The sequence below is a fragment of the Orlajensenia leifsoniae genome (genome assembly GCF_004570845.1).
GTDB classification, from domain to species: domain Bacteria; phylum Actinomycetota; class Actinomycetes; order Actinomycetales; family Microbacteriaceae; genus Orlajensenia; species Orlajensenia leifsoniae.
The window spans coordinates 148948-166889 of sequence record NZ_SPQZ01000007.1 but is presented as its reverse complement, the minus strand read 5'-3'; the positions used below and the strand labels follow the sequence as shown (position 1 = coordinate 166889).

The 17942-nt window shown below is 68.5% G+C and carries 14 protein-coding genes; 6 read left to right on the top strand and 8 right to left on the bottom strand.

Translation table 11 applies throughout. The annotated features are described in order from the left end of the window. Positions 1 to 1137, bottom strand: a 1137-nt coding sequence (locus E4M00_RS16165) for a DUF222 domain-containing protein (RefSeq protein ID WP_135121503.1), incomplete at its 3' end; no start/stop codon positions are given. Positions 1138 to 1570: 433 nt separating this feature from the next. Between E4M00_RS16165 and E4M00_RS16160 the strand changes: the two genes are divergently transcribed. Further along, positions 1571 to 1897 carry a hypothetical protein gene (locus E4M00_RS16160; RefSeq protein WP_135121502.1) on the top strand — a complete coding sequence of 109 codons (327 nt, stop codon included), beginning with the start codon at positions 1571 to 1573 and terminating at the stop codon, positions 1895 to 1897. Positions 1898 to 1951: 54 nt separating this feature from the next. Here E4M00_RS16160 and E4M00_RS16155 read toward each other — a convergent pair whose 3' ends face one another. Both E4M00_RS16155 and ku read right to left on the bottom strand, forming a co-directional pair. After that, positions 1952 to 2917: a DNA topoisomerase IB gene (locus tag E4M00_RS16155; protein ID WP_240037221.1), complete on the bottom strand. Its 966-nt coding sequence runs from the start codon at positions 2915 to 2917 to the stop codon at positions 1952 to 1954. A gap of 22 nt (positions 2918 to 2939) precedes the next feature. After that, positions 2940 to 3935 (bottom strand): non-homologous end joining protein Ku, encoded by a 996-nt coding sequence (gene ku, locus E4M00_RS16150; protein WP_135121500.1) that lies wholly within the window; start codon positions 3933 to 3935, stop codon positions 2940 to 2942. 76 nt (positions 3936 to 4011) lie between these two features. Between ku and E4M00_RS16145 the strand changes: the two genes are divergently transcribed. Beyond that, complete coding sequence (locus tag E4M00_RS16145) at positions 4012 to 6459, top strand: ATP-dependent DNA ligase (RefSeq protein WP_135121499.1); 2448 nt, start codon at positions 4012 to 4014, stop codon at positions 6457 to 6459. Between the two features lie 30 nt (positions 6460 to 6489). Here E4M00_RS16145 and E4M00_RS16140 read toward each other — a convergent pair whose 3' ends face one another. Beyond that, positions 6490 to 8259, bottom strand: a complete 1770-nt coding sequence (locus tag E4M00_RS16140; RefSeq protein ID WP_135121498.1) for an SLC13 family permease — start codon at positions 8257 to 8259, stop codon at positions 6490 to 6492. Here E4M00_RS16140 and E4M00_RS16135 point away from each other — a divergent pair. The 4 genes from E4M00_RS16135 to E4M00_RS16120 all read left to right on the top strand — a co-directional run bounded on the left by E4M00_RS16135 (position 8195) and on the right by E4M00_RS16120 (position 14872). Next, positions 8195 to 9940 carry an MFS transporter gene (locus E4M00_RS16135; protein ID WP_135121497.1) on the top strand — a complete coding sequence of 582 codons (1746 nt, stop codon included), beginning with the start codon at positions 8195 to 8197 and terminating at the stop codon, positions 9938 to 9940. The two genes, E4M00_RS16140 and E4M00_RS16135, sit on opposite strands and share 65 nt — an antisense overlap. Next, entirely contained in the window at positions 9937 to 11457 is a 1521-nt protein-coding gene (locus E4M00_RS16130) for a leucyl aminopeptidase (RefSeq protein ID WP_135121496.1), read from the top strand. Before E4M00_RS16135 ends, E4M00_RS16130 begins: the two co-directional genes overlap by 4 nt. Before the next feature lie 3 nt (positions 11458 to 11460). After that, positions 11461 to 12522, top strand: a complete 1062-nt coding sequence (glsA, locus tag E4M00_RS16125) for a glutaminase A (protein WP_135121495.1) — start codon at positions 11461 to 11463, stop codon at positions 12520 to 12522. Positions 12523 to 13000: 478 nt separating this feature from the next. After that, positions 13001 to 14872 carry an alkyl/aryl-sulfatase gene (locus E4M00_RS16120; RefSeq protein ID WP_135121494.1) on the top strand — a complete coding sequence of 624 codons (1872 nt, stop codon included), beginning with the start codon at positions 13001 to 13003 and terminating at the stop codon, positions 14870 to 14872. 38 nt (positions 14873 to 14910) lie between these two features. On the opposite strand, the gene E4M00_RS16115 is transcribed toward E4M00_RS16120, so the two are convergent. Genes E4M00_RS16115 through E4M00_RS16100 form a run of 4 tightly spaced genes read right to left on the bottom strand, consistent with a single transcriptional unit; the run spans position 14911 to position 17893 of the window. Beyond that, positions 14911 to 15294 carry a RidA family protein gene (locus E4M00_RS16115; protein ID WP_240037219.1) on the bottom strand — a complete coding sequence of 128 codons (384 nt, stop codon included), beginning with the start codon at positions 15292 to 15294 and terminating at the stop codon, positions 14911 to 14913. Between the two features lie 3 nt (positions 15295 to 15297). Continuing rightward, a complete protein-coding gene (locus E4M00_RS16110) occupies positions 15298 to 16155 on the bottom strand; it encodes a fumarylacetoacetate hydrolase family protein (protein ID WP_135121493.1) in 858 nt (285 codons plus the stop codon). Continuing rightward, positions 16152 to 16604: a nuclear transport factor 2 family protein gene (locus E4M00_RS16105; protein ID WP_204773029.1), complete on the bottom strand. Its 453-nt coding sequence runs from the start codon at positions 16602 to 16604 to the stop codon at positions 16152 to 16154. Before E4M00_RS16105 ends, E4M00_RS16110 begins: the two co-directional genes overlap by 4 nt. 8 nt (positions 16605 to 16612) lie before the next feature. After that, on the bottom strand, positions 16613 to 17893 hold the full coding sequence (locus E4M00_RS16100) for an FAD-dependent monooxygenase (protein WP_135121491.1): 1281 nt from the start codon (positions 17891 to 17893) through the stop codon (positions 16613 to 16615). Positions 17894 to 17942 lie beyond the last annotated feature (49 nt).

The window sequence follows — 17942 nt, the reverse complement described above, 5'->3', positions numbered from 1 at the left end:
GCGTTCGTCGCGTCCGAGGTTCAACGGTTGCCCGGTCGAGGAGAACAGTACGGGCAGGTAGCCGGCGCACAGTCCGCGTTCGACGCTCGCCAGGGAGACGGCGCCCGGGTGGCCCTCGACGGCACCGAACCCGTCCCCGGTGCGCAGCGCCTGTTCGTTGACGACCACCCGCACCGACGGAGCTTCAGCGTCGAGGAGGCGCATCGGGTCGACGGATGCGCCTGCCCTGAGAAGCTGGACGAGCCCTTCAGCGGCGTCGCGTTCCCGGATGGAGCGGTCGACGTACTGGTCCTGCCGGTTCGGCGGAGCACCGAACGGACGCCGGGCTCCGGTCGCATGCCGTCGTGGGTGAGTCAGTTGGTGGTGGATGGCAGTGACCAGGGCACCGTTCTCGGGATCTAATGCGTACTCGCCGTGGAACATCCCGTCGGCTGCGGTCCAGGTGCGCCAGTACTGCTTGTTCCGCAACACCGCCTCCCGCACCACAACCCCGGCCGTGTCGATGTCGTCTCGCGCTGCCCGCGCCGCTCTCCGCGCCTCGGACACATGCACGCGTCGAGTGCCGTCGGGTCCGAGCAGTTCGGCGAGGAGGTCGGTCAGGGCACCTTCGAGGGACTCGGGCGTGACGTCGTCTGTGGGCTCGCCGAGACCAGTCTGGATCACGTCGGCCACCGCGACCGAGATCCGCCCGGCGGTGACGGCGTCGGCCAGGGCGGCGTACCAGGGCACCTCCACCGGCGGCACCGCGGCGGCAAGATCGGTGTCTGCCCGAGAGTGGGCGTCGCGGGCTGCGGCCAGGTCGGTGGCGGCATCCGTCACCGCAATCATCTCACCCACCCTGGCCAACGAGCGCGCCTCAGCCTTCGTCGACCCCGTCATCGAGACGACGAGCGTGTCGGCGTCGGTGAAGCCCGATCGGCGCGCCAACGACCCCAGACCGTGCTCGGGGGTGGAGCGGCGGGCGATCTCGGCCGCAGCCAATGCCGCCCACCGATCCAGTACCTGCCGAGGCCCCGTCAACGCGCTCTGCGTCGACAGCAACTCGTCATCGGCCAACGCCGCGAACGTGGCCGCACACACCCCGGACGACGCCAGAGAGGCGGTCATTCCGGTGAGCAACTGGGCCGGTGCGGGCATGAATCCATTGTCTCAAAAACGAGGGTCCCTCAGGGCGAATCGGGACAACATTCTGAGATTGCTGACTGGGGAGGAGTCCCGATCAGGCGGCGAATCGAGGACGGGAGCATTGCCTGCGGATCGGTCGGGTGCGGCCGGCCGAGAAGTGGTCTCGATACGCCTCCTCGCTGCGCTCGGGGGCTACTCGACCAGCGGATGATGAGGATCGCTCGGGGTTGATCGACACGCAGCGCGCCGATCTGCGGCATCCGGACCCTGGAAAGGACGATTTCGTGCCCCTCGGACGCGGGAATTGATGAAATCCTGACTCGATGGAAGGAAATATGACGGAAATGCTTGCGTCGCCCCCGTTCGGGCGGCATGATTCTCCTGATTGAACCCCCTACTTCATTCACCTCCCGCGACCCGAAACGCGTAACGAAGGCGAATCAGAATGACCGAGTACCTTTACGACCTCTCCGGCGACTGGATCGCCTTCAGGGCGACCACCGAGAGCACGTATCTCTTCGATCCGACCGGTGAGTGGATCGGCTGGTTCCCCTGGGGCGATGCCGAGGCCGTCACCCCCGATGGCGACTACCTGGGCACCATCGTCGACGACCGCCTGGTGCGGGCCTATGGACATTCCTCGCGTGGGTACCCGGCCTACCCCGGCGCCCCGGCATTCCCCGGTCTGCCCTACAACCCCGGACAGGCCGCCTTCATCGGCACCCTCGGCGGATACGAGGACGCCTCCGTCCGGCACACGCTGAGCGCCTGACGCTGAACACCTGACGCCAGTTCGCCTGACGCCCGCTCGCCTGAACGAGCCGGTTCAGTCGCGCTCGTACAGAGCGAGCAGGGCCTTCTCGGGCGAACCCGTCAGCGCGATGGTCTCCCCTGCGAGATAGCGGTCGATGACTGTCGGGTCGATGTAGCTGCCCTTCGCGACAGTCGGGGTGTTCCCGAGAACTTCGGATGCCGCGACCACCGCAGCGCGCACCGCCTGCTTCGCCTCCCGCTCGGATGACGCCGGACCGGCCGCAGCGAGCGCCGACGCCGCGGCGATCGTGCCGCGCAGAGTGCGGAAGTCCTTGGCCGTGAAGTCTCCCCCGGTGGCCGTGCGCACGTACTCGTTGATCTGCGCGCCGCCGAGGGCCCTGAAGCGGTTCTCGTCCTGCCACGCCAGGTAGCGGGAGCGCGGGGTGCGCTCCAGGAGTTCCGCGGAGACCGCGGCGAGGGCGGCATCCGTCACCTCGGCCTGCATCTTCTGGCCGCTCTTCGCCGGGAACGCCAGGCGCATGACCTCGCCGTCGAGCTTCACATGACGCACCAGGAGCGTCGAGAGCCCGAAGCTCCCGTTCGCCTCGAAGTACGCCTCGGCTCCGACCCGCACTGCCACGAGGTCGAGCAGGCGGAACGAGGTGGCGAGGACGCGCTCGCGTGAGAGCCCCTCGACGGCGAGGTCGCGCGTCACGCGCCCACGTGCAGTAGGCAGGGCGGCGGCGAGCTCGCGCATGCGATCGAACTTCACGGCGTCCCGGGCGGCGGTCCAGTCGGGGTGGTAGATGTACTGCCGTCGCCCGGCATCGTCGACGCCGACGGCGAGGATGTGCGCGTTCGGCCTGTCGGCGATCCACACGTCCGTCCAGGCCGGCGGGATGACGAGGGCCTCGGCGCGTGCACGCTCGTCCGACTCGAGTGCGCGCCCGGCGCCGTCCAGGTACCTGAAGCCCTTGCCGGAGCGTCGACGGGTGTACCCGGGGCTGGTGTACGGCTCGACGTGCCTCAGGCGCACCACGACGCGCCCCCTGCTGCGCGGATCACTGCGCCTTCCGCTTCGGGGCGGCATCCGAGTCGGAATCCGACTTGGCGGATGTCTTCCTCGACGCCGTGGCCTTCTTCGGGGCTGCCTTCTTCGACGCGCTCGCCTTCGATGAACCCGACGAGCCAGTCGAGCTCGAAGAACCCGATCCATTCTTCGCAGCAGTACCGGCACCCGAGGACTTCGTGCCATCGCCGGACTTCGACCCGCGAGCGCTCTCGACGCTGCGGCGCAGGGCGTCCATCAGGTCGATGACCTCGCCGCCGCCCTCCTCCTTCTCGGGGACCTCGCCGAACGTCGCCTCGGTGTCGATGGCGTCGCCCTGCTCGAGCTTGCGCTCGATGAGCAGGCGCAGTTCCTTCTGGTACTCGTCGACGAACTCGTCGGGCGTGAAGTCGCTGGCGTAGGAGTCGACGAGGCTCGAGGAGAGCTCCAGCTCCTTGCTCGAGATGCGCACGGTCTCGTCGAGCGCCGGGAACGCCGCTTCGCGCACCTCGTCGCTCCACAACAGCGTCTGCAGCACGAGCACGTCGCCTCGCACGCGCAGGGCGGCGAGTCGCGTCTTCTGGCGGAGGGCGAAACGCACGATGGCCGTGCGGTCCGTCGACTCGAGGGTGCGGCGCAGCAGCACGTAGGCCTTGGGCGACGCGCCGTCTGGCTCGAGGAAGTAGCTCTTGTCGAACATGATCGGATCGATCTGCTCGTTCGGCACGAACTCTACGACCTCGATCTCGCGCGAGCGCTCCGCGGGCATGGCGGCCAGGTCGTCGGCCGTGAGCACCACCGTGCGCTCGCCGTCGTCGTAGGCCTTGTCGATGTGCGCGTACGGCACGATCTTGCCGCACACGTCGCAGCGCCGCTCGTAGTGGATGCGACCGCCGTCGGCGTCGTGAACCTGATGCAGACCCACGTCGTGATCCTCCGTGGCGCTGTACAGCTTCACCGGCACGTTGACGAGCCCGAACGAGAGCGCGCCCTTCCAGATGGACCTCATCCGACCAGTACACACCCGCAACACCCGTATCGGCTAGGTTTGCCGCGTGGGTTGACAGGCTCGGCTGGAGGATGTGATGGCGAAGGCTTCGGGTTCGCAGCTCGTCGGCGTCGCCGGGCACCGCCTCAAGATCTCCAATCTCGACAAGGTCCTCTACCCCGAGTCGGGTACCACGAAGGCCGACGTCCTCGGGTACTACGCCGCCATCGCCCCGGTGATGCTCCCGCACGTGATCTTCCGCCCGGCCACGCGCAAGCGCTGGGTGCACGGAGTCGGGACGCCGGATGCTCCGGGCCAGACGTTCTTCCAGAAGGACCTGCCCGCCGGCACGCCCGACTGGGTTCCGCGAGCCGACATCCCGCACTCCGATCACGACAACACCTATCCCCTCGTGAACAATGCGGCCGTTCTCGCCTGGTTGGCCCAGGCGGCTGCCCTCGAGATCCACGTGCCGCAGTGGCGGTTCACCGCCGATGGCGCACGCCGGAATCCCGACCGCATCGTGCTCGACCTCGACCCCGGCGACGGCATCGGACTCGCGGAATGCGCCGAGGTCGCCCGTCTCGCCCGAACCATCCTCATGGGCATGGGCCTCGACCCGCTGCCGGTCACGAGCGGCAGCAAGGGCATCCACCTCTATGCGCAGCTCGACGAGCGGCAGACCTCCGACCAGGTCTCGGCCGTCGCCCGCGAGCTGGCCCGCGCTCTCGAGGCAGATCACCCCGACCTCGTGGTCAGCGACATGAAGAAGACCCTGCGCACGGGCAAGGTGCTCGTCGACTGGAGCCAGAACAACGGCAACAAGACCACGATCGCTCCGTACTCCCTGCGTGGGCGCTTCCGGCCGACCGTGGCGGCTCCGCGCACCTGGAAGGAGCTGTCGTCGCCGAGCCTCGCACAGCTCGAGTACGACGAGGTCCTCACCAGGGTGGCGAAGCAGGGCGATGCGCTGGCCGCCATCGATGCCGGCGTGGGTCCGGTTCCGGATGCTGCCACGCACGGTGAGCGCGCCACGGCGGCTGCGGCATCCGGCAGCGATCGACTCAGCGAGTACCGGGCGAAGCGCGACGCCGCGAAGACCCCCGAGCCCGTTCCCGACGCCGTGGGCACGCAGACCGACGGCCGCAGCTTCGTCATCCAGGAGCACCACGCCCGTCGGCTGCACTACGACCTGCGCCTCGAGCACGACGGAGTGCTGGTGAGCTGGGCCGTGCCCAAGGGGGTTCCGGCCGATCCCGGGCGCAACCACCTCGCCGTGCAGACCGAGGACCACCCGCTCGAGTACGGCGTTTTCGAGGGCACGATCCCCGCCGGCGAGTACGGCGCCGGCACCATGCGCATCTGGGACTCCGGCAGCTACGAGCTCGAGAAGTGGCGCGACGACGAGGTGATCGTGACCCTCACGGGTTCGGCGGCCGGCGGACTCGGCGAGCCCGTGCGCATCGCGCTCATCCGCACGAGTGCCGGTGACGGCGCGAAGTCGAACTGGCTGCTGCACCGCATGAAGTCCACGACCCCGCACTACTCCCCCGCAGCTCGGCGCCGCTACGCGCCGGTGCCGCCGGCCGCGCACCAGGCCATGCTCGCGCGGGCCGGCTCCCTCGCCGACCTCGGCAACGGGCCGGAGTGGGCCATAGAGATGAAGTGGGACGGCATCCGTGCCATCGCCTCCATCGAAGGAGACTCCGTGCGCCTCATGACGCGCAACGGAAACGACGTGACGGCGGCCTATCCCGAACTCATCGCCCTGTCAGACGTCGCCCACGTGCGCTCCGGGGTCTTCGACGGCGAGATCGTGGCGACGGATGCCGCAGGCCGGCCCGACTTCGGGCTCCTGCAGGAGCGCATGAACCTGGTCAAGCCCGGCGAGATCGAGGCGGCCAGGAAGCGGCGCCCCGTGCGCCTGTTCCTGTTCGACGTGCTCGAACTCGACGGCGAAGACCTCACGGCGCACACCTACTCGACCCGCCGCACGCAGCTCGCGAAGGTGATCGACGCGCCTCGGGGCTCGCCCATCGCCGTCCCCGACGCCTTCGACGGCGACGCCGAGAGCGCCATCGAGTTCAGCAGGAACCTCGGGCTCGAGGGCATCGTCGCCAAGGAGACCGGCTCGCACTACGAGGAGGGTCGGCGGTCGGGCGTCTGGATCAAGATCAAGCACCTCTCCACTCAGGAGGTGGTCATCGGCGGCTGGCGCACCGGCAAGGGAAACCGCGCGGGAACCTTCGGGTCGCTGCTCGTCGGACTGCCGACTCCCGAGGGGCTGCGCTACGTCGGCCGCGTCGGCAGCGGGCTCCGCGACCAGGACCTCGCGCGCGTCATGAAGCGCCTCGAGCCCCTCGCCCAGACCGAGAACCCGTTCATCTCCGTGCCGCGCGAGGACGCCGGCGATGCTCACTGGGTGGCGCCGACCCTCGTGGGCGAAGTGGAGTTCTCCGGATGGACGCGCACCGGCAGCCTGCGGCATCCGACGTGGCGCGGCATCCGATCCGACAAGAGGCCCGGCGACGTCGTTCCGGAGTGAGCGATCGGAGCGAGCGAGCGCTCGCGCCGCTCAGAACCGCCAGACCAGCGGCACGATGCCCACGGCCACGGCGTAGAAGACCACCATCACGGGCAGCCCGAGCTTCCAGTAGTCGCCGAAGCGGAGGCCGGCCGGGCCCTGGATCATGAGGTTCGCCGGCGTGGCGACAGGCGTGAGGAGAGCTGCGGCCGAGACCACGGCGACGGCCATGAGGAACGGCAGCGGCGAGACCTGCATCTCCGTCGCGACCGAGATGGCGATCGGCAGGATGATGAGCGCCGTCGCGGTGTTGCTGATGAGCTGGCCGAACACCAGCGCGACCAGGCAGAGCGCGCCGAGCACGACGAGCGGACCGGAGTCGCCGACGATGCCGATGAGCCCTGTGGCGATCAGCTCGGCGGTTCCGGTCTGGGTGATGGCCGTCGACATCGGGATCATGCCGGCCACGAGCAGCAGGGTGGTCCAGGAGATGGAGCGGTGCGCCCGCTCGACGGTCACGCTGCGGGTGAGCACCATCGCCCCGGCGGCGAGCAGGCCGGTGACCGCGGGCGGGAACACGCCCGTGGCGAGCGCGACCACCATGAGCACGAGGATGACCAGCGCCGTCCAGGAACGACGGCCGAGCGGGGCGGCCTGACGACGCACCGCGTTCGGCGCATCGACCACGACGACGGCCGGGTCGGTGAGGTTCGCATCGAGGGCGTCCCAGTCGCCCTGCAGCAGCAGCACGTCTCCCACCTCGAGCACGATGTCGCCGTTCTCCAGCTGCTCGCCGGCTCGCTGCACCGCCAGGATGACCAGGTCGCCGCTCTCGGTCACCATGCCGGGGAACACGGTCGCTCCGACGAACGCCGACCGCGGAGGCACGAGCACCTCGGCAACGCCCGACTCGGCGTCGAGCAGGGGCGGCTGTGCGGCATCCGTTCGCAGTCCGGGGTAATCACGCAGGAGAACCCGAGCCTGGTCGCTGAGGTCGCGCGGCATCGTGGCCGGGGTGCGGGCGGGGATGACGAATCGCTGCAGGACGAGCACGAGCAGCACCGATCCGATGACGATGGGCAGGCCTGCCACGGCGAAGTCGAAGAAGCCGAAAGGATGCCCCGTCGCGTCGTCGGCGTACTCCGAGGCGAGCACATTGACCGGGCTGCCCGTGAGGGTGAGCAGCGACCCCGCGTGCGCGCCGAAGGCGAGTGGCAGCAGCAGCTTCGCGGGAGCGACCAGGATGCGCGATGCGATGACCACGACGACGGGCAGCAGTGCGGCGACGGCGCCGTTCACGCTGATGAGGGCCGAGAGCACGGCGACGACGATCATCACGAGCACGGTCAGCCTGCGCAGGTCGCCGCCTCCGCGGCGCACGAGCTGTTGGCCGGCCCAGGCGGTGAGGCCCGTGCCGTCGAGTCCCTCCGCCACGACGAACAACGCCGCGATGAGGATGACCGCCGGATCGGCGAACCCGGCGAATGCCTGGGGCAGGTCGATGACGCCCGTGGCGAGCAGGGCGAGCGAGACGCCGATGGCGACGAGCCCGGTGGGGATGCGCCCGCTGATGAAGGCGACCACGGCCAACGCCAGGATGATGAGCGTCAGCGCGGAATCCGTCACAGCGCCGACTGTAGCCGAGCGGGTCGACGGATATTCATCTTCGCCCGCCGCGTCACTGGCCCCACCTCTCGGCTGTAGGCCAGACTGATGCCATAACGGGTGCACCCACACCCTGCAGACGGAGGTCCCCATGAGTGTTCCGGCGAACCCGGCGGCATCCACCGCGATCCGAGCGACGAGCTGGTTGCCGCTCATCGTCGTCGTCCTCACGCAGATCCAGGCATCCTTCGCCGTGAACGCGCTGACGGTCTCGATGCAGGGCATCACGACGGACCTCGACACCCCGGCCACCTCGGTGGGAACGGCCATCACGGCGGGCACCTTCGCGATGGCCGCCTTCATCCTGCTCGGCGCCAAGCTCGGAGCCCGCTTCGGCAGCCGGCGCGTGTTCCAGATCGCCGTCGTCATCCACGCTGTCGCGATGCTGGCCGTCGCCCTGAGCGTGAGCCCGGCGATGCTGTTCGTCGCGCAGGCGTCATCCGGTGCCGTCATCGCCCTCATCGCCCCGGCCCTCGTCGTGTTCATCGCCAGCAACTACAACGGCAAGCAGCAGGCCCAGGCGATCGGCCTCCTCGCCGCCGCCATCCCCGCTGCCGGTGTGCTCGCGCTCCTCATCGCCGGAACCTTCGCCTCGACGATCGGCTGGCGCTACTCCTTCGCCCTCGTTGCGGCACTCGGAGCGGTGAACCTGCTGCTCAGTTTCAGGCTCAAGAAGGTCGATTCGCAGCCGCTGCTGCAGATCGACTGGACCGGCGCCGTGCTCGCGGCCATCGCCATCATCCTGCTGAGCTTCGGCTTCAGCGGCCTCAACTCGTGGGGCCTCGTGCTGGCCACGGATCAGGCCCCCTTCGACATCCTCGGCGTCTCGCCCGCGCCGATCCTCGTGGTGCTGGGCCTCATCGTGGGTCAGGGATTCTTCCTCTGGCTCCGACGCCGTCAGGCCGCGAAGCTCCCCCGCATCTTCGACCTGCGCGTGCTCGCGACAGGATCCGAGCGGGCTGTCACGGCCTGCATGGCGATCATGCTTTTCGTCGGCACCGCGGCCAACTTCCTCATCCCGCTCTACATCCAGGTGGTGCAGGGCCGTTCGAGCATCCAGACGTCGTTCTCGATCATCCCGTACACGCTGTCGATCTTCGTGGCGAGCACGTTCGTGGCCACCCTGTACTCGCGCTTCCCTCCGCGCCAACTCGCTCGCGGCGGTTTCATCGTGGTGGCCGCAGCCCTCACTCTGCTGGCGTTCACCATCCGCAACGACTGGGGGCAGTTCCTGGTGGTGCTCGGACTCATCCTGCTCGGCCTCGGCCAGGGTGCCATCGTCGCGCTCGTCTTCAACACGCTGCTCTCGGCGGCGCCGAAGGAGCTCGCCGGCGACGTGGGCGCCTGGCGCGGGCTGGTGCACAACCTGTCGGGAAGCGTCGGCATCGCCGTCATCAGCGTCTTCGCCGTCGGAGTGCTGAGCGGCATCGTCGCGACCACGGCCGAGGAGCATCCCGAACTCCCGCCGGCCCTCATCTCGCAGGTGAATCTCGACAACACGAACTTCATCACGAACGCCCAGTTGAAGGACGTGCTCTCTCAGACATCCGCCTCTCCCCTGCAGGTGGTCGCGGCCCTGGCTGTCAACGCCGACGCGCGCCTGCGCGCCCTGCAGATCTCCCTGCTCGCCCTCGCCTTCCTGGCGCTTCTGGCGATCATCCCGGCCGGACGGATGCCCGGACGGATGCGCGACGAACTCCCGGAGAGACTCGAGCCCGATGATCCCGACGCGATCGTCGACGACACCATCTCCGATGCCGACGAGGACGCCGCGGCTGCGGGATACACCGCTGCGGGCTTCACCGCTGCGGCCACCACCCGGAAGGACAGCGCATGACCTCCAGCGCCTACAAGATCATCCCGGCCACCTTCACGGCCATCCCGTCGCTCGAGGCCTGGCGCGCCATCGCAGTGGCGGCTGTCGAGACTCCGGATGCCGCCCTCGAGGCGATCGGCTACGTCATCGGCACCGACGGCGACGTGCCCGCCGCGGTCGGCCTGGACCGCGCCGCCCTCGGCCGCGCCGGCTTCACGGGCAAGACGGGCGAGACGCTGCTGGTGCCCACGAACGACGGCGCCGAGCTCATCGCCGTGGGTGCGGGCGACGCTGCGCTCACGGGCTCGACGCTGCGCGATGTCGCGGCGGCGTTCGCCCGTGCAGCGAAGGCGTCCGCCCGCATCGGGCTGGTCGTGCCCGGGAACCCGGCCGTCTCGGCCGCTGAGGCCGGTGCCGTGATCACCGAAGGAATCCTGCTCGCCCGGTACCGATTCTCCGCCCTCCAGTCGGCTCCGAAGGACACGCCCCTCGCTGCGGTCGAGATCGCCGTGGCCGAGGCATCCGTCGACGAACTCGCCACGGGTATCCGGCGGGGCGTCGTGACCTCGCGCAGCGCCGCACTCGCCCGCGACCTGGCGAACGCCCCACCCAGCCACCTGACCGCCACCGACCTGGCCGACATCGCGGCGCAGCTCGGCGACGAGTTCGGCTTCGACGTCGAGTCGTACGACAAGGCCCAGCTCATCGAGATGGGGTGCGGCGGCCTGCTCGGCGTCAACGCCGGCAGCGCTGAGGAGCCGCGCATGATCAGGCTCAGCTTCACGCCGGCGCCGTCCTCCGCCAACGGCCGCCACGTCGCGTTCGTCGGCAAGGGCATCATGTACGACTCCGGCGGCATCAGCCTGAAGCCATCGGACCCCATGCACCTGCTCATGAAGATGGACATGGGTGGCGCCGCCGCCGTGCTCGGTGCTGTGACGGCTCTGCGCGACCTCGACTCCCCCACCGCCGTCACGGCGTTCCTGTCGTGCACCGACAACATGCCGTCCGGTTCCGCCTACAAGCTCGGCGACGTGCTCACCGCACGCAACGGCACCACCATCGAGGTGAAGAACACCGATGCCGAAGGTCGTCTGGTCATGTCGGATGCGCTCGTGCTCGCCAGCGAGGGCAAGCCCGACGCCATCGTCGACATCGCGACGCTGACCGGAGCCGCGCTCATGGCACTCGGCGGGGCGACCGCCGCCCTCCTCGGCAATGACGAGGCTGTCATCGAGGGCGTGAAGGATGCAGGGGCGGCATCCGGAGAATCGGTCTGGCAGCTTCCCCTGGAGAAGAGCTACCGCAAGCAGCTCGACTCCGACATCGCCGACATCTCGAACCTCGGCGGACCCCACGCCGGCGCGACGACGGCTGCCCTGTTCCTCGCCGAGTTCGTGGACGGCATCCCGTGGGCGCATCTCGACATCGCCGGCACGATGCAGTCCACCACGGACGAGGCCTGGAGATCGAAGGGCGCCACAGGGTTCGGGGCGCGTCTGCTCGTCGACTTCGCAATGAACTTCAGATCGGAGTAGACGATGCCGCAGACGGAGCGCAATGAGGCACGAGCCCAGCTGCATGTGAGCGGTCGGGACACCGAACTCCAGACGGACCTGCCACGGGAGGTCTCGACGGGCTCACTGCCGAACGCCGAGCGCGTCGCAGCCCTCATGCAGCAGGCACACGATCAGTTCGCGTCACTGGACGACGGCGCCGTCGCCGACTACATCCCGTCGTTGGGCACGGCGGATCCTGCACTGTTCGGGCTGGCGATCGTCGGGGTGCACGGCGACGCGCGCGCTGTCGGCGACGCCGATCACCTGTTCTCGATCCAGTCGATCTCGAAGGCGTTCGTCTTCGCGCTGGTCTGCGAGGCGCTCGGCCACGAGCAGGTGTGGCGGGCGATCGGAGTCAACAACACCGGGCTTCCGTTCAATTCCGTGATGGCACTGGAGCTGAACGGCGGCCGGCCGATGAATCCCATGGTCAACGCCGGTGCCCTCGCCACGACGGCCCTCGCACCCGGCGAGACGGCCGTGTCCCGCTGGGCGTTCATCCGCGACGGACTCTCGGCGTTCGCCGGCCGTGAGCTGGAGATCGACACCGTGGTGTACGAGTCCGAGGCCGCGGCCAATCATCGCAATCAGGCGATCGCCCGCCTGCTGCAGAGCTACGGCCACCTGCCGGGCGATCCGATCGAGGTCACCGACATCTACACGATGCAGTGCTCGCTGTTGGTGTCCGCCCGCGACCTCGCCGTCATGGCGGCGACCCTCGCGGACGGCGGGGTGAACCCGGTGACGGGCCGACGTGTGGTCGGCGAGGAGGTGTGCGCGGACACCCTCGCCGTCATGGCGACGACGGGCCTCTACGAGATGTCCGGGGAGTGGCTCTTCGAGGTCGGGATGCCCGGCAAGAGCGGTGTGTCCGGCGGCATCATCACCATCGCGCCGGGCAAGGGCGGCCTCGCCACCTACTCCCCTCGACTCGACGCCGCCGGCAACAGCGTGCGCGGCCAGAGCGCCACCCGCTTCCTGTCGAAGGCGCTCGGCCTCAACCTCTTCGCGTCGCGGCCGGCATCCGAGAGCCTCCCTAGTTGACTCTTCGAACGGATGCCGGGGCGTCCGATCCCCGAAGTGGGGCCGGGAACCTCGTTGTCCTCATTTTGGAGGACACGTATCGTGAGTGCTACGAGTCCTCGGATCGGTGACCTCACCCCCGGAGGCTCGTGAGCATCGACGCTTCGGTCCGAGCGGCGATCCCGTCCTCGGGCTGGAGCTCGAGCGGCCTGGCACTGTCAGGTGGTGGCACTTCTCGTACCTGCGGGACATCCCGCAGGAACTCTCGAGGCTTTCGCCTCGGGAGCGTACAGGGGCTGCACCGCGGTGCACGGGTCCGTGGTCGGGGGCGACCCGAACCCTCCCGACCACGGGCCTGGTCGCGTCGGAGGGGGCCGGATGGCCCCCTCAGGCCTGTCCGCGTCGGACTCGTGAACCACGATTCGTCCCGATGATGGATTTGCGTTGCGCACCGGTGCCATAGTCGAGAGTGGCCTCCTGCCCTCGACGAAAGGCAACCATGAACAGCAAGCCCGTCACCCCGATCGTCGAGGAGGCACAGCGCCTCGCCGCGGCGTCCCTGCCATTCCACGACTCCGCCGACTTCGAGGATGCCGATCGCGGATTCATCGCAGCACTGGAACCGGGCATCATCAGTCGCCCGGATGGCCACGTCGTGTGGGATGCCGGGAGCTATGCCTTCCTCGAGGGTGAGGCGCCGGCATCCGTGAACCCGAGCCTGTGGCGTCAGTCGAAGCTCGTCGCGAAGCAAGGGCTGTACGAGGTGGTGGAGGGGATCTACCAGGTGCGCGGCCTGGACCTCTCGAACGTCACCTTCGTCGAGGGTGACACCGGCATCATCGTGATCGACCCGCTCATCTCGACCGAGACCGCCGCAGCTGCTCTGGGGCTGTACCGCGCTCAGCGAGGCGAACGGCCGGTCGTCGCCGTCATCTACTCCCACAGCCATGTCGATCACTTCGGCGGTGTCTTCGGCGTCACGAGCGAGGCGGAGGTGGAAGCCGGCACAGTGCAGATCATCGCGCCCGAAGGATTCATCGAGCACGCCGTCTCCGAGAACGTCTATGCGGGCACCGCGATGTCACGCCGCGCCGGCTACATGTACGGTGCCGTCCTGGCACGTGGACCGCAGGGTCAGGTCGGTGCGGGCCTCGGACAGACGACATCCGCCGGTGAGGTCGGGGTCATCCCGCCGACGCTGGAGGTCACCACCACCGGCGAGACTCACGTCATCGACGGCGTCGAGATCGAGTTCCAGATGGCGCCGGGCACCGAAGCGCCGTCGGAGATGCACTTCTACTTCCCGAAGTACCGCGCGCTCTGCATGGCGGAGAACGCGACCCACACCCTGCACAACCTGTTGACCTTGCGGGGAGCTCTCGTGCGCGACCCGCACATCTGGTCGCAATACCTGACGGAGGCGATCGACACCTTCGCTGACCGAGCGGATGTCGCCTTCGCCTCGCACCACTGGCCGACATGGACCGGGGAGCGCATCGTGGAGTACCTGTCGCTGCAACGCGATCTCTACGCCTACCTGCACGACCAGACCCTCCGGCTCATCAACCGGGGATATCAGGGCGCCGAGATCGCCGAGATGATCGAGATGCCGCCAGCACTCGAGGCGGCCTGGAACACCCACGGGTATTACGGCTCGGTGAGCCACAACGTCAAGGCGATCTACCAGCGGTACATGGGGTGGTTCGATGGCAACCCGGCCCGGCTCTGGCCGCATCCGCCGGCCGAGCAGGCGAAGCGCTACGTCGACGCGATCGGCGGTCTCGACCGCGTCGTCGAGCTCGCCCAGGCTGCCTTCGACAGCGGGGACTTCCGGTGGGCGGCGACCCTGCTCGACAATGCCGTCTTCACCGATCCGGACCACGGACCCTCACGCGAGCTGCTCGCCGACACCCTCGAGCAGTTGGCGTACGGGTCGGAGAACGGAACGTGGCGCAACTTCTTCCTCTCGGGTGCCACCGAGCTGCGGGACGGCAATTTCGGAACTCCCACCGCCACCTCCGCGCCGGCGATCCTGGCTCAATTGACACCGGAACAGCTCTTCGACGCCATCGCCATCTGCGTCGACGGCCCGAAGGCCTGGGACCTCGACCTGTCGATCAACGTCACGTTCACCGATCTGGACACGGCCTATCGCCTCACCCTCCGCAACGGGGTGCTGATCTCCCGGAAGGCGTCGGCGGACCCTGACGCGACGGCGTCGATCAGCACGACGAAGGGTCGGCTGCTCGGGGTCCTGGCCGGCGACATGAGCTCTCCCGGTCTCGACATCACGGGTGACGGGTCTGTTCTGACGACCCTGCTCGGCGTGCTCGACCAGGGCGACCCCGGCTTCAACATCGTCGTTCCCTGAGCACGGTCGCGCCCTGCCACTCGTTGCCGCGGCACGATTCAGTCGAGTACGGCTACCAGGTCGCACTGGACGAGGGAGCCGCCGTCGAGCTGCGCCGCCATCGCCTGGCGGGCAGGTCGGCTGGCGGCATCCGGGAACATCGCGACCCATTCGCGGTTGAGTGCGTCGCGGTCGCGGTAGTGGGCGAGCCAGAACGTCATCTTGGCGATGTCGTCGGTGCTTCCGCCGGCGGCGGCGAGCAGCGCGCGTACGTGGGTGAACACGTTGGCGCATTGTTCGTCGAGGGTCTTCGCCATCCGATGGGTCTCGGGATCCCGGCCGGTGAGCACCCCGGAAAACAGGAAGGGGCCCATGCGGCTCGCTGCCGGGATCGGGTTGGCGTGGCCGAACCCCGGCAGCTCGATGCTCTCGCGACGTGGCACAGGTCAGCGGCTCTCGGCGATGACGCGGTTCTCGATGGCGCCCAGGCCGTCGATCTCGGCGCGCACTATGTCGCCGACCTTCAGGAAGCGCCCGGTCGGAGCGCCGATGCCGGCTGGGGTTCCCGTGGCCAGGATGTCGCCGGGCATGAGGGTCATCACTTGGGTGAGATAGGCGATCTGCTCGTAGATGTCGTAGATCATGTCGTCGGTGGTCCAGTCCTGGCGCACCTCGCCATTGACCGAGAGCTGCATCCGAAGTGCCAGGGGGTCGTCGATCTCGTCATCAGTCGTCAGCCAGGGGCCGATCGGGCCGTGGGTGTCGAAGGACTTGCCCAGCGTGAACGTGGGTGAGAGCTTCTGCAACCAGTCGCGCACCGACACGTCGTTGGCGACGAGGTAGCCGGCGATGACCGCACGCGCATCCTCGACGGCGACGTGCTTGCACCGCTGGCCGATGACGACGGCGAGTTCGACCTCGTAGTCGAGGGCATCAGACACATCGGGCTTGACGATCGGATCGTAGGGTCCGCCGATGCAGGAGACCTGCTTGTTGAACCAGAGCTGGGTCGTGGGTGTGGGGATGCCGGCAGCTCGCGCCTCCTCGGCGTGCTCCCTGTAGTTCATGCCGATTCCGAGATACTTCTGCGGGTCGTCGATGGGAGCCTCGAGGACGACGGCCTCGAGCGGATGGCTCTCGCCATCAGCCGCGAGGATCGCCGGCGCCAAGGTGGTGAGCTCGGGGAGGATCGCCCGCAACGAGGTGCCGACGCCAGGCACATCTGAGATATCGGTGATCCGGCCGGCATCGACGCGACCGATGCGGGTGGGGCCGTCCCCGACGCGGAATCGGGCGAGCTTCATGAGGTCTCCTGTTCGTCGTCCTCGACCTGCTGCGAGGGCAGCACACCCCACACCTGCTCGCCGATGGGTGTCATCTGGAAGCTGAGATAGCTCCAGACTCCGGTATCGTCTCGGCGCAGCACCTGGGTGACGACGCCCTCGACGGTACGCTCGCTGCCGTCGGGGTTGCGCAGGCGGTTGGAGATCGGTCCGGTGAGGATGGCGACGTCACCGACCAGCCTGACGTCGAGCTCGCCGCGGATGATGCTCAGGTAGGCCTGGCGGGTGGCGACGTGTTCCAGCAATTGGGCCTTGTCGTGCGTCAGCCCCGGCGCGTGGATGTGCACGATGCTGTCGTCGAACAACTCGTCGAGCGTCGCGACGTCGGCGGCGAGCAGCGCCTGGCAGCGGCGCTCCTCGACGGCGAGGAGCTCCGCTCGCGTGGCGGCATCCGGTGTCTGGACAGGCATGTCCGTGCTCATCGTTCCGCGAGCTGCCAGGTGCGGAAGCCCGTCGCCTGGCCGGTCTCGTGGCCAGGACGTGGCTGGCCGGCGAGGGCGTGGTACTTACTGAAGATCTCGTCGGCCTCGGTGAGCGGCAGCACGTCCTCGATGTCGCTGAAGCGCTCGCCGTCCGTACGCTCCTCCACCATGCGGCGGATCACCTCGTAGCCCTCACCGCGGTGCGACAGCACGATGTTGTTCACGATGGTCAGGCGCTGGTCCTGGAAGGCCTGGAGCGCTTCGGCGGGGTCGTCGATCGTCGCGAGCTTCTCGGCGAGCACCGCCCCGTCGACGATCGACTGGCAGGCACCATTGCCTCCCCGCGGGTACATGGCGTGAGCGGCGTCGCCGATGAGCACGACCCGCCCGTCGACCCAGGACTCCAGCGGCTCGTGACGGATGAGCGGGAACAGGTACACCTCGCGGGCGTCGCGGAGCATCTGCTGCACGTCGAGGAAGGGCAGGTCGGTCTCGTCGTAGTAGGGCAGGATCTCCTCGACCGTGCCGAGCTGGTTCCAGTCCTCCACGGTCTCGTCCCGCGTGGCCTCGACCACCCAGTTCACCAGGGTGAGGCCCGAGCCCTCGAAGTCGTCGGCGATCGGGTAGACGATCATGCTCGAGATCTGCGGGGCGCCGATGTGCAGGATGGTGCCACCGGTCAAGAAGGGCTCCATGAGGGTGGTGCCCCGCCACATGGTGATGCCCGAGTACGTGGGCTCCGAGCTCTCGGGGTGCATTTGGCGTCGAACGACCGACTTGATGCCGTCGCCGGCGATCACGATGTCGGCCTCGATCTGCGACGTCGTGCCGTCGGTGTGCTGCAGGTCGAGCGTGACGCTGTCGTCGTGGTTCGTGTAGCGGAGGCAGCGGGCGCCCTGCACGACGGCATCCTCGCCGAGGCGCTCGATCACGGTGCGGTAGAGCAGCATCTGCAGGCGACCGCGGTGCACGAAGCGCTGTTCGTAGAGGTACCCCATGTGGGTGCCGCAGAGCTCGGCGTAGATCTCCTGGCCGTACTTGTTGTAGAAGATCGACTCCTGCGCGTCGACGGAGATCGCACGGAACTCCTCGAGCAGACCGAGCTCGTCGAACTCCTTGGTGCCGTAGACCTTCACGTCGAGCCCGACACCGAGCGGCTTCAGCTCGGAAACTGATTCGTACAGACGCGGGCGGAAGCCGCGCTGGTGCAGGCGAAGCGCGGCAGCGAGGCCGGCGGGCCCGGCGCCGATGATGGCTATGTCGAGTGTGGTGGTCACGTGTTCCTCTTTCTCTGCGCCTGACCGCCATGGTCACGGCACGGGTGGT

Bases quoted from the DNA above. Each gene is read 5' to 3' on its own strand.
- E4M00_RS16145 (WP_135121499.1), top strand. From the start codon at position 4,012: ATGGCGAAGGCTTCGGGTTCGCAGCTCGTCGGCGTCGCCGGGCACCGC.
- E4M00_RS16105 (WP_204773029.1), bottom strand. From the start codon at position 16,604: ATGCCTGTCCAGACACCGGATGCCGCCACGCGAGCGGAGCTCCTCGCC.
- E4M00_RS16110 (WP_135121493.1), bottom strand. From the start codon at position 16,155: ATGAAGCTCGCCCGATTCCGCGTCGGGGACGGCCCCACCCGCATCGGT.
- E4M00_RS16120 (WP_135121494.1), top strand. From the start codon at position 13,001: ATGAACAGCAAGCCCGTCACCCCGATCGTCGAGGAGGCACAGCGCCTC.
- glsA (WP_135121495.1), top strand. From the start codon at position 11,461: ATGCCGCAGACGGAGCGCAATGAGGCACGAGCCCAGCTGCATGTGAGC.
- ku (WP_135121500.1), bottom strand. From the start codon at position 3,935: ATGAGGTCCATCTGGAAGGGCGCGCTCTCGTTCGGGCTCGTCAACGTG.
- E4M00_RS16140 (WP_135121498.1), bottom strand. From the start codon at position 8,259: ATGAGCGGCAACCAGCTCGTCGCTCGGATCGCGGTGGATGCCGCCGGG.
- E4M00_RS16130 (WP_135121496.1), top strand. From the start codon at position 9,937: ATGACCTCCAGCGCCTACAAGATCATCCCGGCCACCTTCACGGCCATC.
- E4M00_RS16160 (WP_135121502.1), top strand. From the start codon at position 1,571: ATGACCGAGTACCTTTACGACCTCTCCGGCGACTGGATCGCCTTCAGG.
- E4M00_RS16135 (WP_135121497.1), top strand. From the start codon at position 8,195: ATGAGTGTTCCGGCGAACCCGGCGGCATCCACCGCGATCCGAGCGACG.